A 17,893-nucleotide genomic window follows, 5' to 3' on the forward strand; every position below is an offset into this window, starting at 1 on the left:
AAGCAGCACATGTCATGAAAATAACGCCACATATGCCGCTGCGCCTGCTATTGGTACAAACAAAAAAGCCGCCCTCCCGGTTTGAAAGGGAGGAACGGCTGTGTCTGCCTGTTTGACTGGACGTGCTTCACATTCGTTCGCACTGCCCGCTTTTGTCTGCACAAAGCGTTTACAATTGGATGCTTTCTCCCGGCTTCAGCGCCTGTCCATCGATCCGTTTTTCCTTCAGCCGGGCGATGAACGCCTCTCCGTCCTGCTGGATCGGCGGGAACGTATTGTAGTGAATGGGCACGACGAACTTGGCCTTGAGCCACTCGGCGGCCGTTTCCGCGTCTTCCGGTCCCATCGTGAAGACATCCCCGATCGGCAGGAAGGCAACGTCGATGTCGTGGCGCTCCCCAAGCAGCTTCATGTCGCCGAACAGGCCGGTATCTCCGGCGTGGTACACGGTCTTGCCGCCGATGTTCACGATGAACCCGCCGGGCATGCCCAGGTAGACGATCCGCTGCTCCTCGTCGTAGACCATGCCGGAGCTGTGGAACGCCTGGGTCATTTTTACGCGGCCAAACGGGAACGCTGCCGACCCGCCCAGATTGAGCGCCATCGTCTTCGCGCCCTGCCAGGCCAGGTAGTTGGCCAGTTCAAAAGTGGCGATAATCGTCGCATCGTTCTGCTTGGCCAGCTCCACGGCGTCGAGGATGTGATCCTGGTGGCCGTGCGTCAGCAGGATGTACTGCACGCGAATGTCGGACAGCGCGGTCGTCGCCAGCGGATTGCCGGAGATGAACGGGTCCACGATGATCGAATGTTCCCCACTCGTCAACTGTACGCAGGAGTGGCCGTGATACCGGATATCCAACATGTGATCTCCCTACCTTCCCTCAACAATGATCTTGCTTTCCCTCTGATGATAGAAGGGAATGAAAGCCATGTCAAATCGCTTACGCGGCATGCGCGTTTTTGTCGCCGATCGCGCTCCTGCTTCGCATCACCAGGCTGACTGCCACCATCACCACGACGTTGACGATCAGCGCGACGATGCCGACGTTCAGATCCTGAATCGCCTGCGGCAAAAAGGGAAACAGGCTGCCGACCGTGGTCTCGCTCAGCGTAATGGCAGCCACCGTGGCCACCCCGGCGATAATGCCGGCCGCTGCCCCGTGTTTGGTCACCACATTGCGCTTCATCAGACTGAACAAGAGAGCGGGAAACAGCTGCGTCACCAGGCTGTACCCCATCAAGAGCAGCGCGACAATTGCACTGCCGCCTTCAAACGTAAAGTAGAGGGAGATGAGCGCCACCACCGGCACCAGGTACTTGGCCAGCTTGGAAATCTGCGCGTCGCTCGCCTGCGGGGCGAACACCTTGTACACGTTTTTCGCCAGCAGCGTGGAGGCGGCCATCAGGATCATCGACCCTGGCACGATGGCGGTCAGCAGGCCCGCTGCCCCGATCACGCCGACAAACCACGGGTCAAACGTCTGGATGGACAGGCGCAGGAGCGACAGGTCGCCGTCCGCCCCCTTCAGACCGGGCACCTGCAGAATGGCGGCAAACCCTACAAAAAACACAAACAGCAGCACCAGCGAGTAGAGCGGCATGATGATCGCATTTTTTCGGAACACCCGCTCGTTTTCCGCCGAGTAGGAGGAACCGAACGTGTGCGGCCACATGTAGAAGCCCAGCACGGTCAGAAGCACCGTGGAGATAAACCAGGAGGGGCTCATGCCGCTCTCCGGCAGGGCGAGAAATCCGGGCATCGCCGCTTCCACCGCTTCAAACATCGGCTGAATGCCGCCGTAGTAGTGGAATGGCAGATAGAGACCGAGAAAGACGACGACAAACAGAATCATGATGTCCTTGAGCATCGCTGTCCAGGCGGAGCCGTGAATGCCCGAGACCATGACGTACAAGGTGACGGCGATGGTCCCGATCCAGATGGCCGCCTGACGGGAGATACTGCCGTACGACGCTTCCGACACGATGATCCCCAGGCCCTGGAGCTGCAGCACCAGATAGGGAATCATCGCCGCCACGCCGACGAGCGAGACCAGGATGCCCAGATACGGGCTGTTGTACTTGCTGACGAAAAAGTCCGACTGGGAGACCAGCTTGTGCTCCTTGGCATAGCGCCAGATGGCGGGGAGCAGCCAGTAGGAGAGAACGTAGGCCAGCGCGCCGTACGCGATGATGTAGAACGTCGGGCCGCCCTTGCTGTAGGCCCAGCCGCTGCCGCCGAGGAATGTAAACGTGGTGTAGATTTCCCCCGCCATCAGGAGAAAGACCAAAATGGTGCCGAAGCCGCGCCCCCCCACTGTCCACTGCTCCAGATTCATGTCCTTGCCTTTGCGCGCCCGGATGCCGAGGTAGAGAGAAAGCGCCAGAAAGGCGAAAATGACCAGCAGCGCGGCGTTCATTTTGCATCCTCCTCCCTGTTCGCCGGGTCCAGTTTGTACACGACTGCCATGATCACCGATGTGAGCACGACCCACATGACGACCCAAAAGAGGAGAAACGGCAGACCGAACACGTATGGGGTGACGCGGTTAACCAGCGGGATGCAGGCGAGAATGCCGATAAACGGCAGCAACGCCAATACATGAATCACCTTCATGGGACCCTTACCTCTCCCTTCCGTTTCTGTTCGAACCTGTGCGATTCAGACTGTGTCAATCTGCGCATGGGTGTTCCCGCCAAGAGGTGCTGCCGCCGCCTGGCGGAGCGGCGGACAAGCAAGCCATCCCCAGGGAACGGTCACATCACGATTTTGCGGGCAGCGTTGACAAACAACTTCACGCCCACCTGCAGCGCATCCTCGTCCACGGTAAAGCGCGGATGGTGATGCGGGTAGATAATGCCTTTCTCCTTGTTGCCGGCACCCACGTAGAAGAAGCAGCCCGGCGCTTTTTGCTGGAAGGCGGAGAAATCCTCGCCGCCCATGTTTGGCTTGATATGCTCCACCCATTGGGGACCCAGCGTCTCCACCACCACTTCCTCCATCAGCCTGGTCACGTCGGCGTCGTTGATGACCGGACGGTAGCCAAACTCGTACTTGAACTCGTACGAGGCGCCGTGCGCTTCCGTAATCCCTTTAACCACCCGCTCCATCAGGGCCGGGACAGACTCGCGCAGTTTCTGGTCGAAGCTGCGCACCGTACCGCAGATGCTGACCGATCCCGGAATTACGTTGTGCATGGTGCCGCCGACAAACTGGGTGACGGAAACGACCAGGTTGTCCAGCGGATCGGTATTGCGGGAGACGATGTGCTGCAGGTTGGTCACCACCTGTGCGGCAATCGCGATGCTGTCGACGGTCTGGTGGGGCAGAGCAGCGTGGCCCCCTTTACCCAGGACCGTGATCCAGAACGTGTCCGGTGCAGCCATCATCGGCCCGGGACAAATGCCGACTTTGCCATACTCCAGCGGCGACCACAAGTGCGTGCCGATCACTACGTCGACGCCGTCCATCACGCCCGCCTGCACCATTTCTTCCGCTCCGCCGGGGTACAGTTCTTCTGCGTGCTGGAACAGAAAACGCACCTCGCCTTTGATCCGGTCTTTCATCCCCGACAAAATCTTGGCTGTCCCAAGCAGCATCGCCGTGTGGCCGTCGTGTCCGCAGGCGTGCATGACGCCCGGATTTTTCGAGGCAAAATCAAACGTGTTTTCTTCGGTAATCGGCAGGGCATCCATGTCCGCCCGCATCGCCAGGACCCGCCCCGGCTGGGAGCCGATCAGCCGTGCCATGACGCTGGTCTTCGTCGGACGATGCACCTCCAGGTTGCCAAACGACAGGAGTGTATCGTATACGAATTGGGCCGTCTGTTCCTCGTGGAAAGACAGCTCCGGATACTGGTGCAGATAGCGCCTCCACGCGATCACCTGCTCCTTGATTTGTTCCACCGCGTCGTTTAACGTCGCTGTTGTCGTCATCATTCATGCCTCCTTGTGATGTGCGCCCCCCTTGCAGACGGCTTGCGCTGGTCAAGGGAGCTCACATTCCGTATTTTTCAATAATTATGTCAATTCACTCGGTGACAGTACGGTTCGGTACAGCGCGTTGGCGCCGTATCCGCATTCCTCTTTGCTGGTATACAGCTGCATGCAGTCGTGGTGTCAGGGCGAGGCCGTCTAGAACCATTGAGCGAAGATGGGATAGTACCAGCCAGCGCCTGGGGACTTATTTGTGTTTGTATTTATATCCTCTGTGTTTAAACGATGGCTGTAAAGGGATTATTTTCCCGTTTCTTTCCGTGTAATAGTATCTTACATCAGGTTCATCTGCAAAAACCACCCCTGCACCGAAGACCGGAAGCTTCCCGAATACGCCATCGATGCGAACGATCAGCTTCTCATCGATATTTTTCTCGGTAATGAGATAGTGGCGTACCTTTTTCTCCAAACTTACCAACGTTCCTTTTACATATATAAATGGAGAAGACAAGAGGAACAGGCCGAGCAATGCGAAAATCACCGTTTTTTGTTCATTTCGTCAGCCCCCAAGAGCAATTCCCGGCCAACCGAACCGAACCAACCCAACCGCCCTTTTCGTCGATCCAAAAGGGATCTCCCTTGATTTTTTGCCGGGCAATCGGTAAAATGTTAGCTCAAAGAGGAAGTACATGGCGATGAGGAAGAAGAGTAGGCATCACAGGAGACTGAAGAGAGCTGATGGCTGGTGCGAATCAGCGTCAACTGGATGTTGAATGGGCTTCCGAGCTCCGGACCGAACCCGCCCGGCGGCAGTAGGCTTCGGCGTGAACGTCCGCACGTTACAACGGACACCGTATCACTGGTACGGAACAAAGCGATTTCAACCACGAGCACGCACACACATATATGGCACGGTCGTGGATTGAAATAAGAAGGGTGGCACCGCGGTTCATCCGTCCCTGTTATGGGCGGATGGACCTTTTTTATTGATCTTCAACTTCATCGTCACATTTGGAAAGGAGCGAATCCAATAATGAAAACCATCTTTTCCGGCATCCAGCCCAGCGGCATCCTCACCCTGGGCAACTACCTGGGCGCGATGAAGCACTTCGTCCCGCTGCAGGATGAATTCAACTGCTACTTCTGTATCGTCGACCAGCACGCCATCACCGTTCCGCAGGACCCGGCCGCGCTCCGCGAAAACATTCGCCGCCTGGCCGCCCTCTACCTGGCTGTCGGCCTGGACCCTGAGAAAGTGACCCTGTTTATCCAATCGGAGGTACCGGCCCACGCCAAGCTCGGCTGGATCATGCTCTGCACCTCCTACGTGGGCGAACTGGAGCGAATGACCCAATACAAGGACAAATCCCAAGGGCGCGGCGAGTCCATCCCGGCGGGCCTCCTGGCCTATCCGCCGCTGATGGCGGCCGACATTCTCCTGTACGGCACGCATTACGTCCCAGTCGGTGAGGACCAGAAACAACACCTGGAACTGACCCGTGACCTGGCCATCCGCTTCAACAAACGCTACGGCGAGATCTTCACCATCCCGGAAATCCGCGTGGCGGAAGTGGGCGCGCGAATCATGTCGCTGCAGGACGGGACCAAGAAAATGAGCAAATCCGATCCCAACCAGGGCGCGTACATCTCCATGCTTGACGAGCCGGACACAATCGCGAAAAAAATCAAGCGGGCGCAGACTGATTCCGACAACGCCGTCCGCTACGACAAGCAGAACAAGCCGGCCATCTCCAACTTGCTGACCATCTACTCGCTCTGCTCCGGCAAATCTCTGGAGGAGCTGGAAGAGATGTACGCCGGCAAAGGCTACGGCGTCTTTAAAACCGATCTGGCCGAGGTGGTCATCGAGACGCTGAGACCGATCCAGGATCGCTACCACCAGCTGATCGACTCGCCGGAACTGGACGCCATTCTCACTGCCGGCGCCGAGAAGGCGAACCGCGTTGCCAACCAGATGCTGCACAAAGTGGAAAAGGCCATGGGCATGGCCCGGTTGTAAACAAATTGGATGCGGGGAACACTCCCCTGCCAAAAGGCTGTCTTTCGGGACAGCCTGTTTTTTTATGTTCGTTTTTTCATACCCGAAAGTAGGCTAATGTTCACTTGTAGCTGCTTTTTCCCTTGTAATAAGATGGGAAAAGTGTAAATCCCCCCCGAGCGATAGCAGTTCTTTCGCTTGACAAGTGGCCTGTACGCACCAACTACTCAACGGAGGATCTTGCCATGCAACCAGCTCGTTTTCTCTACCTGTTACTCTGTCTGGCTGCCGGTTTTCTGGTCGGCTTTTCGTCGCCCGACAAGGAGAAAAAAGCAACCTGGATCTGGCAGGCAGAGCTGATCGACACCCAACGCCAAAAAATTCTTGATTTTGCCAAAAACCAAGGGATCAATCTGATCTATCTGCGCATCGACAGGGACAAGCCCTTTGACTACTACCGTCCGTTCATCCGGGAGGCTCAGTTGGCCGGTATCGACGTGCACGCCTTGGGCGGACATCCGCGCTGGGCGCTTACTGTCGACCGGGAGCGAATGCTCGGCCTCGTGGACTGGGTAAAACGATACAACCGCACAGTGGACCAGGTGGAACGCATCCGGGGGGTGCACCTGGACATCGAGCCGTACCTGCTTGACGAGTGGTACGACGATCAACCCGCCGTACTGAAACAATGGATGGAAAACATCGAAGCGTTTGTGACCGCAGCCCGAGAGGAGGACGGTCTGGAAGTGGGCACCGACATGGCCGCCTGGTTCGATCAATTTCCGGTGCCGGGAACAGCCGATATGCCGTTCAGCACATGGATGATCGACATATTTGACCACGTCACCCTGATGGCGTACCGCAACAAGGTGGACGGCTCCAATGGCATCGAAGCGATCGTCAAGAACGAGATGGAGGCGGCGGACGCCCTCGGCAAACAGGTGATCATCGCCGTCAACACAAAAGAGATGCCGCACGAGCCGCACACGACGTTTTTTGGGGTGGGCGCGGAAGAGATGGACGCTCAGCTCGCCGAAGTGACATCGCGGCTGGGCAGACATTCGTCTTTCATCGGCGTCGCGGTTCACGATTACCGCTACTGGCGAAACATGATCAAGCATACGGACTCGACGACGAAGCCGCTGCTCGGCACGTACATATGGCACGCCGAGCACGCGATTACCGAAGGGGACGAGATTCTCGCCTTTTCCAAAGAGAAGGGAATCAATCTGCTGTACGTGCGGCTGGACCTGGAGCAGCCCTATGAGGCGTACGCCGATTTTGTGGAAAAGGCAACGGAAGCCGGAATCGAGGTGCACGCGATGGGCGGACACCCGATCTGGGCCCTGGAGCAGTACCGGGAGCGGATGCTGAAGTTGGTCCGCTACGTGAAAGGCTACAATCAAAATGTCGCTCCCAATCAGAAGTTCCGCGGCATCCATCTGGACATTGAGCCCTACGTCATGCCCGTCTGGCGGGAGGACAGAGACGAGGTGCTGCGGCAGTGGATGAGCAATCTCGACGCGTTCGTGGAAGAGACGAAACGGGATTCCAACCTGGAGACAAGCTGCGACCTGGCCGTCTGGCTGGATCAGTTTGACGTCCCGGACGACCCCGGAACCCCTTTCAGCAAATGGGTAATCGCCCGGCTGGACCATGTGACGCTGATGGCTTTTCGCGACTACGCCGAAGGACCGGGTGGCATCGCCGCCGTGTCCAAGGATGAATTGAGATTTGCCGACGAGTTGAACAAGAAGCTGATCATCGCCGTGGAAATGAAGGAAAGCGGAGAAGGAGAACACATCACGTTCCACGAGGAAGGGAAAGCGGAAATGATGCGTCAGCTCGAAAAACTGCCCAATCTCTTGGCAGAGCACCCGTCGTACAAGGGGAATGCCGTCCACGCATACGAATACTGGAAGACAGCCAAGGACTAAGCGGCTGTCCGCTAACACAGCCACCCCCATCGGAGCTTCCCGGTGGGGGTGACGTTTCTGGCATCCGAAAGGCCCGTATCGCTGTGAACCGGGCTTTGCATCGACCTGCTGACACGAGGATGACGGAAACGTGTTCTCCTCGAAACCGGCCACTTGGTCTGCACACTGAGACCCGTGCGGTGCGCACGTGTCATCTGCCACATAGACATCAGGGCAATGGAATGGGAAGTTCCATCACTCTGCTGCCGTCTTTTGCACTTTCTTCAAACAAAATCAGCGTGAGCGACGTATTGGGATTCTCCTTCTTCACGGAAAGCGTAAAGTGAAACTCTCCCCACTCCGGCGCCCCGGCGGACGCCTGAGTCACCCCCGCCGCCAGTTCATTGTGACCGTCCTCGACGACGTAGTGAACGACGCCCTCAAATACACGCGCTTTTCCTTTTACTTCATACGTATGTTCGTTTGTCGTTTTCACCGTTACGCCTTGAAACCGGTCATTTTCGTATTGTGTTTGTCCGTCATCTTGCGTTAGTCCGTCATCCGGCTGTGCAGGAACGGCATCGTTTGGCTGGTCTGACGGAGCCGTGGCGGGCGGTTGATCCGATGGTGCCGTAATGGGCTCCTTGACGGGTTGGGCCTGGTCGTTCGGCTTCTCTTTCGACGCCGTGCAGCCAAGGAGCAGCCCGACCAGCAGGCAGAGCACAAGCAACGCGCGCATGGTATCCCCTCGATTCATGGTGGGCTGTTTTCATTTTCTTTATAAGGTTAGACGGCGTCCGCAGCGCATCGTTTCAGGAAAAAATACCCATATTGCACCAGCAAGGAAAAGACGGCCGATGCAGTGGCAGCTCTTTCGCGGATGACAGCCGTCTGTCAATGGCGTTAGGCCTTCGTCTGAGCCGCCTCCGCTCTCATGCTGGCTCTCATCTCCGCCCGCTTTGCTTCTTTCAGACGCGGACAGGTGTAGCAGTAACGGCCACCCTCCGTGCGGTAGTAGAGACAGCAGGCGCTTCTTATGCTGACGTGCCGCTCGGAATCGTACAGGTCTTCGATCAGCCGCAGCTTCACCCCCAACGGATTTTTCGCTTGGCCGAACACATGCGGGTCAAGCTGCTCGGTCAAAAAACGGAAGTCGTCAGCGATCCGGCGGCGCAACAGCTCATGCTCCGCCGCCTTGAGCCATTCGTTCCGTTCGTAATGATATCGGGCCGGAAGCTGTCCCCATAATTGGCCGACATTCACCCCGGATGCAGCAGCAACGGCCTCCAAAAGCGGTCTGAGCGTGTTTCCATACACATCTTGAAGCACACTGCTGCGCCACTCTGTTCTCGCTGCCTCATCGGCCGGCCCGTCCTGCTCCGCCCAGCGGTTGAGCATGAACGAGAACCGGTAATAGCCGTCCTGGTTGTACAACTGCACGCTGAGGTTGTTCAGCGACAGGTCAAACGTCTTGTTCCAGACGGACATCGCGTACTGGACGGCCAGGGCCGGTCCGCTCAGCCACCCGCTAAAAAAGGTGGCGGCAGGAGCCAGATCCGCTGCTTTGAGCAGTCGGGCGTACACACTGATCAGGCTGGACATTTGTGCTGTTTCCAACAGTTCGGACGCGGGGCCGGACCAGACAGCATTGTCCATCTCGCGTCTGCTGACAAAAAAGTGCCGTTCCAGTTTGTCACAGTCACTTTGCTGCATGCTCATCATCTCCGGTTCAGGCATATTTTCAGCTCAATAATTGATAGTGATAATTGTTATCATATTCATGGGTATTGTACTACATGCTGCTGGGCCCTACAACAGTCGAATATGCACGATGGGCAGACGCACTTTGACCGATGCTATTCGGAAAAACCGGTCTTGCTGTGCGGCGGGTACGTCGTGCCATCACCGGAAGCAAAAAAACCGCTCCGTTTTCGGGCGGTTTTGCTTGCTATTTCGCATCAGTATGGATTGTCAGCCGCTCCCAACCAACAGAGGCGGCCATCGGCTGTGTCACCTGTTTCTGGCGTACAGCCAGTTGTAATAGCTGGCATGCTTCAGCTCATCGGTCATGATTTCAAACACGGTATCCCGATACTGCAGCAGCATGTATTTATAGATCGTGCGGTAACGTTCGAACGTTTTCAATTCGTCAAACAGGGCCTGCTCAATCCCGTCCAGATAGCTCACCGGAGGCTGCAGCGCCTCGATCTCATAGTGTGCCGCAGGACGCTGTCCGGTCAACTGGCCGTAGATCTGGAGAAACAGCCGGCGGTGTCTCCGCTCGTCTTCGCGGATGCCGGCAATCACCTGTTTTTCCTGCTCGGTCGGTGCTTGCTCGATCAGAAAGTCGTATAACAGTTCATCCCGCCGCTCTCCCGCAATGCCTTCCTGCAACATCCGGAGGACGACCTTCATCCGCTCATCGTACCCCTCCAGCGCGGCGAGCCGCACGGGCAAGTAAGAAGTGTACTGAAAAGGTCCATACCAGTATCCGCTCATCTCGATCTGGTCTCCTTTGTCGTGATTCACCTACAGGATATGCGCCCGCCTGGCAAGAGGAGCATGGAAATTGCCGAACACGGCAAAAGCAGGTTGTCACGACGAACAGCCGCCCCGCGCACAGCTGGCGCAAGACGGCTGTCGACGAAAAGAGACGTGCGGATCGGCCTGTCACACGATTCGCCGCGGCTGGCGGATTGCACTACGCTACAAAGGGCAGCACCATGTTCAGCAGGAACAGCCCGGCGATCACGTAGAGCAGCGCCGGCACCTCCCGGCGTTTGCCAAGGGCGAGCTTCAGCAGCGGATAGGCGACGAAGCCAAAGGCGATCCCGTCCACGATGCTGTAGGACAGCGGAATCAGGGCGATGATCAGGAAGGATGGAAAACCTTCCGTGAAATCACGCAGGTTGATGTTCTGCACGTGTTGCAGCATCAGCCCGCCGATGATGATCAACACCGGCGCGATCGCGCTGTCGGGAATCAGCTTGACCAGCGGCAGGAACACCAGCGTCAGCAGGAAGAGCACGCCGGTGACCAGCGAGGTAAGGCCGGTTCTCCCTCCGGCGGCAATACTGGCGGCCGATTCCACCGAAGCCACCGTGGGGCTGGTGCCCAGCACGCCGCTCAGGGCGGTGGACACGGCAGTCGCCTGCAGGGAGCGTTGAAACTTCTGCGGCTGGCCCAGCATGCCGGTATGGCCGTGCAGCAGGCCGATATTTTCAAAGACGATCACCATCGCCATCGAAAACACAGCGGCCCAGAACGTCAGCGTCCACACCCCGGAGAAGGACAAGCCGGCGAACACCCGGCCGTATTCGTGCAGCGACAAGGAGGCCAGTCCGCCTGTTTCCGGCTGTACCAACCCCGCCAGCATCCCCATCACCGTCCCGGCAGCAATCCCGATCAGAAAGTTTCCCGGCACGTTTCGGATGAACAAAATCAGCGTCAGGACAAGTGTCGCCAGCGTGACGATCACCTGCGGGCTGGCCAAATTGCCCAAGGCGACAAACGTGGAGGGATTGGTGACGATCAAGCCCCCTTTCTGCAGCCCGATAAAGGTGAGAAACAAGCCGATCCCCACCGTGATCGCCTCTTTGAGAGAGACGGGGATCGCCTCCGACAGCAGAGTCGCCGCCCGTGTGAAAGCGATGATGGAAAACAGCAGCCCGGCGAGGAAGACGGCGGCCAGCGCCTGCTGCCAGGGCAGTCCCATCGTCTGGCACAGCGTATAGGTAAACAGCGCGTTGATGCCCATTCCCGGCACCAGAATCATCGGTGCGTTGGCCCAGAACGCCATCAGCAGCGAACCGGCAAACGCAGTCAGCACCGTCGCCAGGATACCGGCTTCCAGAGGAATCCCGGCGTCCTGCAAGATCGAAGCGTTGACGGCGACGATATAGACGATTGTGACAAAGCCGATGCATCCGGCCGTGATTTCCCGTTGAACGGTCGTGTCAAAAGCACGCAAACGAAAGATGTGATCCAACCATGTACGCATTTTACATGTCCCTTCTTTTTTTCGCTTGCTTCTCATGTTTTGTTGCCGAGACATATGCTATCATAGCTCGTATGATATGAAAAATATTGATTCAATCTCATATCCATATGAAAACAATATGGAAGAAACGGAGGCTTGCGCGGTGGACATTCGTCAGTTGCGCTATTTTATCGCCATTGCCGAAGAAGGGCAGATTACCGGGGCCGCCAAGCGATTGCGCATGGCCCAGCCGCCCCTCAGCCAGCAGTTGAAGCAAATGGAAGAAGAACTGGGCGTCGCGCTGGTGGAACGTGTGGGAAAACGAATCGAGCTGACGGAGGCGGGCGTCACACTCTACCGGCAGGCGCTCAACATCGTGCACCAGATGGAGGAAGCGATCGCAGAGGTACAGGAAACCGGGGCCGGCATCCGCGGCACGCTGTCAATCGGCGTAAGCGCTCTCTCCTCCTACGGGCTGCCGGAACAAATCCGCCGGTTTCAGCAGCAGTATCCGCTGATCATCTACAAGGTGTGGAAAGGAGATACGCAGTTGCTGAGCCAGTGGCTGGAGCGGCGGACGATCGAAGTCGCCATCGTCCGCCTGCCTCATTCGCTGTCCGGCTGCACCACCATCCCGCTGGACGAGGAGCCGTTCGTGCTGATCGTTCCCGACTCCTCCCCGCTGGCCGGCACCGGCCGGATCCACATGCGGGACATCGCCGATCATCCGCTGATCATGCCCAGCGCGCCGGGGCTGGGTATCTACGAGATGCTGGTCCGGGAGTTTTCCCGACTGGGCGTAAATCCACACGTCATCTGTGAATGTCCTGACATCTCGCTGATCGTCAGCATGGTGAGAGCCGGAGTGGCAGCGTCGATCGTGCCCCGCTCCGCCTGGGAGACCCAGGCCAGCGATACGCTTGACTGTCTGGAGATTACCGGCACCTCCATTTCCTCCTCCGCTGCCGTCGTCTGGCAGACCGGCCGCCATCTGTCCAAGGCAGCCCGCCGATTCATCCGGATGTTTGCCCCCACAGCCGACGTGTAGGCCGCGTCATGCACAGACCAATCGAGTAGGAGGGGGTGGTTAACCCCCGTCCTCTCACACCACCGTACGTACCGACCGGTATACGGCGGTTCACCAAGCTTGACGAAGTGTGAAATATCGCTGTATCAAACTCATCAGCCCTTGTTGTTGCCAGTAGGCAATACCAAGGGGTTTGTGCATGTGCGGGGATTTTGTTGTCCGCCACGCCCCCTTTCGGGTGTTTGCGATTTCCAGTGCTCTGTTGTGAGAAAATCCAAGCGAACGAAGTTCGCGGTACCTCGTACGAACTCGTTTCCACTGCGTCCATAGACAGAGCCGGAGCCTTCGGCGAATCCATTCCTCTATTCGCAGAAGATGGGTTTTCGCCTCGGCCAGCGCAAAATACCCGATCCATCCCATGAGGTATTGGTTGAGTTTTTGAATCCTCTCCTGCATGGTCATGCTTCGATGTGGGTTGGTTAATTGGCGAATTCGTCCTTTTAACCGGGTGATCGATTTGGGATGCAGACGTATCCGCGCTTCCTTTCCCGGAATAAAGCTAAAGCCGAGGAACTTCCGGTTGCACGGGCGGTCCACCGCACTTTTCTGTTGATTTACCTTGAGTTTGAGAACCCTGGTCAAGTATCGCTCCACACTTGCCTTTACACGTTCACCCGCACGTTTGGAGCGGACGTAGATGTTGCAGTCGTCCGCATAGCGGCAGAAACGGTGTCCCCTTTTCTCCAACTCCTTGTCCAGGTCGTCTAGCAGAATGTTGGCCAACAGCGGACTTAAGGGGCCACCTTGCGGCGTGCCCTCTTCCGTCGTGACACACACTCCGTTGACCATGACTCCGGATTGCAGATAAGCGCGAATTAGTTTAAGAAGGCGCTTGTCCTTCACCTTGCGGGCAACCCGGCTCATTAGGATATCATGGTTGACCCGGTCGAAGAACTTCTCCAAGTCGATGTCGACCACATACCGGAATCCTTCGTTGATGTACTGTTGTGCTTTCCGCACAGCACTGTGAGCACGGCGGCCTGGACGGAACCCGAAGCTGGAGTCGGAGAACTCTGGGTCGAATATGGGAGTCAATACCTGCAGGATGGCCTGCTGGATGAAGCGATCTACCACGGTAGGGATGCCTAGCAATCGTATTCCCCCGTCAGGTTTCGGGATTTCGACCCTGCGGACAGGAGACGGCTTGTAGGTTCCCTTCTCGATTTGCGACCGGATGGTCGCCCAGTGCTGACGAAGGTAGTCGCGCAGTTGTTCGGTTGAAACACCGTCGATTCCCGCAGCACCTCTGTTGGCCTCCACTCGTTTGAGAGCGGCCATGAGGTTGTCCCGTGACAGCACTTTCTCCAGCATGCCCCTGACGATACTCCTCTCTTCGCACACATGTTGCTAAGCTTGCCGTACGATGCTCAGCCCTTCTCTGTACCCTCGGGGCTTCACCCCTACTATTCAGAGGAAGTTCCATTTCGGAATTCTGCTTCGACGCACCGTATCGAAAGGGATTAGAACATGTGTTGACTTGATGTTCGGCCCTTCCTCCTTCGAGCGTCCTCTATCGGAGTACTATGGCCTCTGCTGACTTCTGCATGTTCAGCGCCCCCTCGCGGAGACGGTTGCCAACGGTAGTAGGCGTATCATGCAGACCTCCCCGGGTAAGGACGGTAACTTTCGTCCCATGTACCTGCCCAATTTACTGCTGCACTCCTTGGCTGTATGGGGCTTCACCTTGTTCGGCAGGCTCGCCCGAGTACAACAGCCTCAAATTGGGTTCGTGTACCTCAGGTCAGGACTTTGCCGCCGGCTTCCTTCAGATTCCGCCTCACGGCGGACACCCTTGCCTTAAGCTAACGGTTGGTACAGCCAACCCCCGTTCGGGACTTTCACCCTATAGCTACCGCCCATGCCGGGCGCACCAAAAAAAACATCCCCCACGCGCAGTGGGGGATGGCGCACGGTGCTTCCTGTTTCCAGAATAGCACCGCCTGATATCTCAGATAATCAGGGACAAGCCCATAATAAGGATGATGGCCGTGACAGACAGGATGGTTTCCATGACTGTCCAGGACTTCAACGTATCCTGAACGCTCATGTTGAAGTATTCCTTGATCAGCCAGAAACCGGAATCGTTTACGTGAGACAGGATGAGCGATCCCGCGCCGGTGGCCAGCACCAGCAGCTCCGGACTGACTCCGGGCATTTGCTGCGCAATCGGGGCGACAATGCCCGCAGCGGTCATCATGGACACCGTCGCCGAACCGGTGGCAACGCGGATCAGCGCCGCGATCAGCCATCCGAGGAAGATCGGGGAGATGGCCGACGCCGTGGCCAGATCGGCAATGTAATCGCCCACTCCGCTGTTGAGCAGCACTTTGTTGAACGCGCCGCCTGCCCCGATCACCAGCAGAATGGTGGCCGTCGGTGCCAGGCAGTCGTTGGTGAACTTCAGTATGTCATCCTTGTTAAATCCGCGGGCAAAGCCCAGCGTCCAGAACGAGATCACGGTTGCAATCAGCAGGGACGTGATCGGGTTGCCGATGAAGTCAGCCCACACGCGCACCGCGTGTTCCTTCGGCAGCGTAACGTCTGCGATGGTCGCCCCCAGCATCAGGATGACCGGAAGCAAAATCGTAAAAACGGTAATGCCAAACCCGGGAAGTTCGCGGTCCTGCTTCGGTTCCGCCAACTGTGCCGCCAGCTCCGAGGAGATGCTGGTCTTGATCCGTTTGCTGATCCAGCTTCCGTAGAGAGGCCCGGCGACGATCGCCGACGGGAGGCCAACCAGAATGGAGTACACAATCGTTTTGCCCACGTCCGCTTGAAAAATATCGACGGCCGCCATCGCCGCCGGATGGGGCGGAACAATCCCGTGCACGATGGACAGCCCGGCAATCAGCGGGATGCCAATCTTCAGCAGGGACATGCCCGTTTGACGGGCGATGGTGAAGACAAGCGGAATCAGCAGCACAAAGCCTACCTGGAAGAAAACAGGAATCCCAACGATGAACGCCACGAACATCATCGCCCAGTGGACGTTCTTTTCGCCAAACAGGTTGATCAGCGTACGGGCGATCCGCTCTGCACCGCCGGACTCCGCCATCATTTTCCCCAGCATGGTTCCCAGTGCGAGTACGATAGCGATAAATCCAAGCGTGCCGCCCATCCCTTCCTTGATGGAATCGACGATTTTGTCGAGCGGCATCCCCGAAGCGATCCCGACAAAGCCGGAAACGATCAACAGGGTAATGAACGGGTTTACCTTGAATCGAGTGATCAGAATAAGCAGGATGAGAATAGCCAGCAAGGTGATGACCAACGGCATCATGACCCCTCCTTTTTATCGAGTGTTAAGCGATGCTCTCGACCGTTGTTGAAAGTCGGCGATGAGCTTGTATTCCTCAAGCAGGTTGAGATAAACCCGCTCGTAAATGTAAAACAACTCCAGATAGGTGCCGGAGCGCTCCAGATCCGGCTCGTGGCGGTGAACAATGCGCAGCAGATCGTTTACCTCGGACAGGTCGCGGATGGCACCGACAGCATGCATCGCCAGCACGGCCGCCCCCAGACTGGAACTTTCGTGGGTTCCCGGAATCAATACCTCATACCCAAACATGTCCGCCATGATTTGCCGCCACTCCTTGGAGCGGGCAAAGCCGCCGGACGCGCGAATCTCCCGCGCACCTCCGGCCAAGTCGCGAAGGGCAATCCCCACGCTGTACACGCTGAACAAAATCCCTTCCAGCACGGCGCGGATAAAGTGCTGCCGCTTGTGGTGCAGGCCGATGCCGAAAAACGACCCGCGCGCCTGCGGATTCCACCAGGGCGCTCGCTCCCCGGACAAAAACGGCAGGAACAGCAGGCCTTCCGCTCCGGCCGGTACGTCCTTGGCCGCCTGAATCATCACGTCGTACGGATCGACGCCCAATTCCTTGGCCTTTTCCACTTCGGGCCAGCTAAACTCATCGCGGAACCAGCGCAGCATCAATCCCCCGTTGTTGGTCGGACCGCCGATTACCCAGTGCTTGTCCGTCAAGACGTAACAAAACGTTCGTCCCTTCTGATCTGTAATCGGCTCCGGCACAACGGTCCGCACAGCGCCGCTCGTGCCGATGGTGATCGCCACCTGACCCGGCTCGATCGCGCCGACGCCCAGGTTGGCCAGCACCCCGTCACTTGCCCCTACCACAAACGGCGTATCGGGATCGATGCCGATTTCGTCCGCGTAGCGCTTGTCCAGGCCGCGCAGCACGTGTGTGGTCGGAACAGGCTCGCTCAACTGCTGCGCAGAGATGCCGGCGACATGCAGCGCCTCCTCGTCCCAGTCAAGCCGCTTCAGATTGAACAGCCCCGTGGCCGACGCGATGGAATAATCGACCACGTATTGGCCAAAGAGCCGATAAATCACGTACTCCTTGATCGAGAGAAACTTGGCCGCCTTGCGGAACGTATCGGGGTCCTTCTCCCTCATCCAGATCAGTTTGGTCAGCGGAGACATCGGATGGATCGGCGTCCCGGTGGCCAGGTATATCCGGTGACCGGTGCCGTCCTGTTTCAAGCGCTCCGTCTGCTCCACACTGCGGTTGTCCGCCCAGATGATGACATTGGTCAGCGGATTGCCGCTGTCGTCTACGGCGATCAGGCTGTGCATGGCCGTGCTGAACCCGATGCCGGCGATGTCCGACTGTTTTGCCCCGGCCTGGGCAATCGCCTGGCGGAGTGCGTGAATGACCGCGTTAAAAATCGCGTCCGGCTCCTGTTCCGCCCAAGAAGGCTGCGGAACGAGCAGGGGATAATCGACATTCCCCGTTCCCTTGATCGAACCGGAGCGTGTGAACACAATCGCCTTTGTGCTGGTGGTGCCGATGTCCAGTCCGATAAAATACGTCTCGTTCATTATCGTCTCACCCTTCATGTGTATCCGCTTTCAAGATGTCAAGGTGATTATATCGAAATTTTTTTCTTTTGTTAATACATGAGAAAAAAATTTGTTTCAAAAAGTGCTCGTGATGTGCTCCGCAACCAGT

At 57.4% G+C, this 17,893-nt stretch carries 15 protein-coding genes and 1 other annotated feature; of the genes, 3 read left to right on the top strand and 12 right to left on the bottom strand.

The window, feature by feature from the left end:
- Positions 1-169: 169 nt before the first annotated feature.
- From Q7F15_RS15300 to Q7F15_RS15320, 5 genes are all read right to left on the bottom strand, one after another.
- Entirely contained in the window at positions 170-862 is a 693-nt protein-coding gene (locus Q7F15_RS15300; protein WP_171565784.1) for a metal-dependent hydrolase, read from the bottom strand.
- A gap of 79 nt (positions 863-941) precedes the next feature.
- The gene (locus Q7F15_RS15305; protein WP_171565785.1) at positions 942-2,417 is read right to left on the bottom strand and encodes a sodium:solute symporter family protein; all 1,476 of its coding nucleotides are present in this window, start codon (positions 2,415-2,417) and stop codon (positions 942-944) included.
- A complete protein-coding gene (locus Q7F15_RS15310; protein ID WP_171565786.1) occupies positions 2,414-2,614 on the bottom strand; it encodes a DUF3311 domain-containing protein in 201 nt (66 codons plus the stop codon). The genes Q7F15_RS15305 and Q7F15_RS15310 overlap by 4 nt, the downstream gene beginning before the upstream one ends.
- A gap of 140 nt (positions 2,615-2,754) precedes the next feature.
- The gene (locus Q7F15_RS15315) at positions 2,755-3,933 is read right to left on the bottom strand and encodes a M20 family metallopeptidase (RefSeq protein WP_171565787.1); all 1,179 of its coding nucleotides are present in this window, start codon (positions 3,931-3,933) and stop codon (positions 2,755-2,757) included.
- A gap of 247 nt (positions 3,934-4,180) precedes the next feature.
- The gene (locus tag Q7F15_RS15320; protein ID WP_304414564.1) at positions 4,181-4,474 is read right to left on the bottom strand and encodes a DUF3139 domain-containing protein; all 294 of its coding nucleotides are present in this window, start codon (positions 4,472-4,474) and stop codon (positions 4,181-4,183) included.
- Between the two features lie 145 nt (positions 4,475-4,619).
- Positions 4,620-4,897: a binding site (T-box leader), on the top strand.
- Positions 4,898-4,966: 69 nt separating this feature from the next.
- Here Q7F15_RS15320 and trpS point away from each other — a divergent pair.
- On the top strand, positions 4,967-5,953 hold the full coding sequence (gene trpS, locus Q7F15_RS15325) for a tryptophan--tRNA ligase (protein ID WP_304414565.1): 987 nt from the start codon (positions 4,967-4,969) through the stop codon (positions 5,951-5,953).
- Between the two features lie 224 nt (positions 5,954-6,177).
- Positions 6,178-7,869: a hypothetical protein gene (locus Q7F15_RS15330; RefSeq protein ID WP_304414566.1), complete on the top strand. Its 1,692-nt coding sequence runs from the start codon at positions 6,178-6,180 to the stop codon at positions 7,867-7,869.
- A 208-nt stretch (positions 7,870-8,077) separates the two neighbouring features.
- Here the strand turns inward: Q7F15_RS15330 and Q7F15_RS15335 are convergent, their stop codons facing one another.
- The 4 genes from Q7F15_RS15335 to Q7F15_RS15350 form a co-directional block, all read right to left on the bottom strand.
- A complete protein-coding gene (locus Q7F15_RS15335; protein WP_304414567.1) occupies positions 8,078-8,587 on the bottom strand; it encodes a Gmad2 immunoglobulin-like domain-containing protein in 510 nt (169 codons plus the stop codon).
- A 164-nt stretch (positions 8,588-8,751) separates the two neighbouring features.
- Positions 8,752-9,561 carry a (2Fe-2S)-binding protein gene (locus tag Q7F15_RS15340; protein ID WP_304414568.1) on the bottom strand — a complete coding sequence of 270 codons (810 nt, stop codon included), beginning with the start codon at positions 9,559-9,561 and terminating at the stop codon, positions 8,752-8,754.
- 297 nt (positions 9,562-9,858) lie between these two features.
- Entirely contained in the window at positions 9,859-10,347 is a 489-nt protein-coding gene (locus Q7F15_RS15345) for a ferritin-like domain-containing protein (RefSeq protein WP_304414569.1), read from the bottom strand.
- A 202-nt stretch (positions 10,348-10,549) separates the two neighbouring features.
- A complete protein-coding gene (locus tag Q7F15_RS15350; protein ID WP_304414570.1) occupies positions 10,550-11,848 on the bottom strand; it encodes an NCS2 family permease in 1,299 nt (432 codons plus the stop codon).
- A 142-nt stretch (positions 11,849-11,990) separates the two neighbouring features.
- Between Q7F15_RS15350 and Q7F15_RS15355 the strand changes: the two genes are divergently transcribed.
- Positions 11,991-12,875: a LysR family transcriptional regulator gene (locus tag Q7F15_RS15355; protein WP_171565794.1), complete on the top strand. Its 885-nt coding sequence runs from the start codon at positions 11,991-11,993 to the stop codon at positions 12,873-12,875.
- 90 nt (positions 12,876-12,965) lie between these two features.
- Here the strand turns inward: Q7F15_RS15355 and ltrA are convergent, their stop codons facing one another.
- The 3 genes from ltrA to gntK all read right to left on the bottom strand — a co-directional run bounded on the left by ltrA (position 12,966) and on the right by gntK (position 17,763).
- Positions 12,966-14,225 (bottom strand): group II intron reverse transcriptase/maturase, encoded by a 1,260-nt coding sequence (ltrA, locus tag Q7F15_RS15360; protein ID WP_304414571.1) that lies wholly within the window; start codon positions 14,223-14,225, stop codon positions 12,966-12,968.
- 637 nt (positions 14,226-14,862) lie between these two features.
- A complete protein-coding gene (locus Q7F15_RS15365; RefSeq protein WP_212132302.1) occupies positions 14,863-16,191 on the bottom strand; it encodes a GntP family permease in 1,329 nt (442 codons plus the stop codon).
- Between the two features lie 15 nt (positions 16,192-16,206).
- Positions 16,207-17,763, bottom strand: coding sequence for a gluconokinase (gene gntK, locus Q7F15_RS15370; protein WP_304414572.1), 1,557 nt, complete (start codon positions 17,761-17,763; stop codon positions 16,207-16,209).
- Positions 17,764-17,893: the final 130 nt, after the last annotated feature.

The sequence above is a fragment of the Brevibacillus aydinogluensis genome (assembly GCF_961514395.1).
Taxonomy (GTDB): domain Bacteria; phylum Bacillota; class Bacilli; order Brevibacillales; family Brevibacillaceae; genus Brevibacillus; species Brevibacillus aydinogluensis.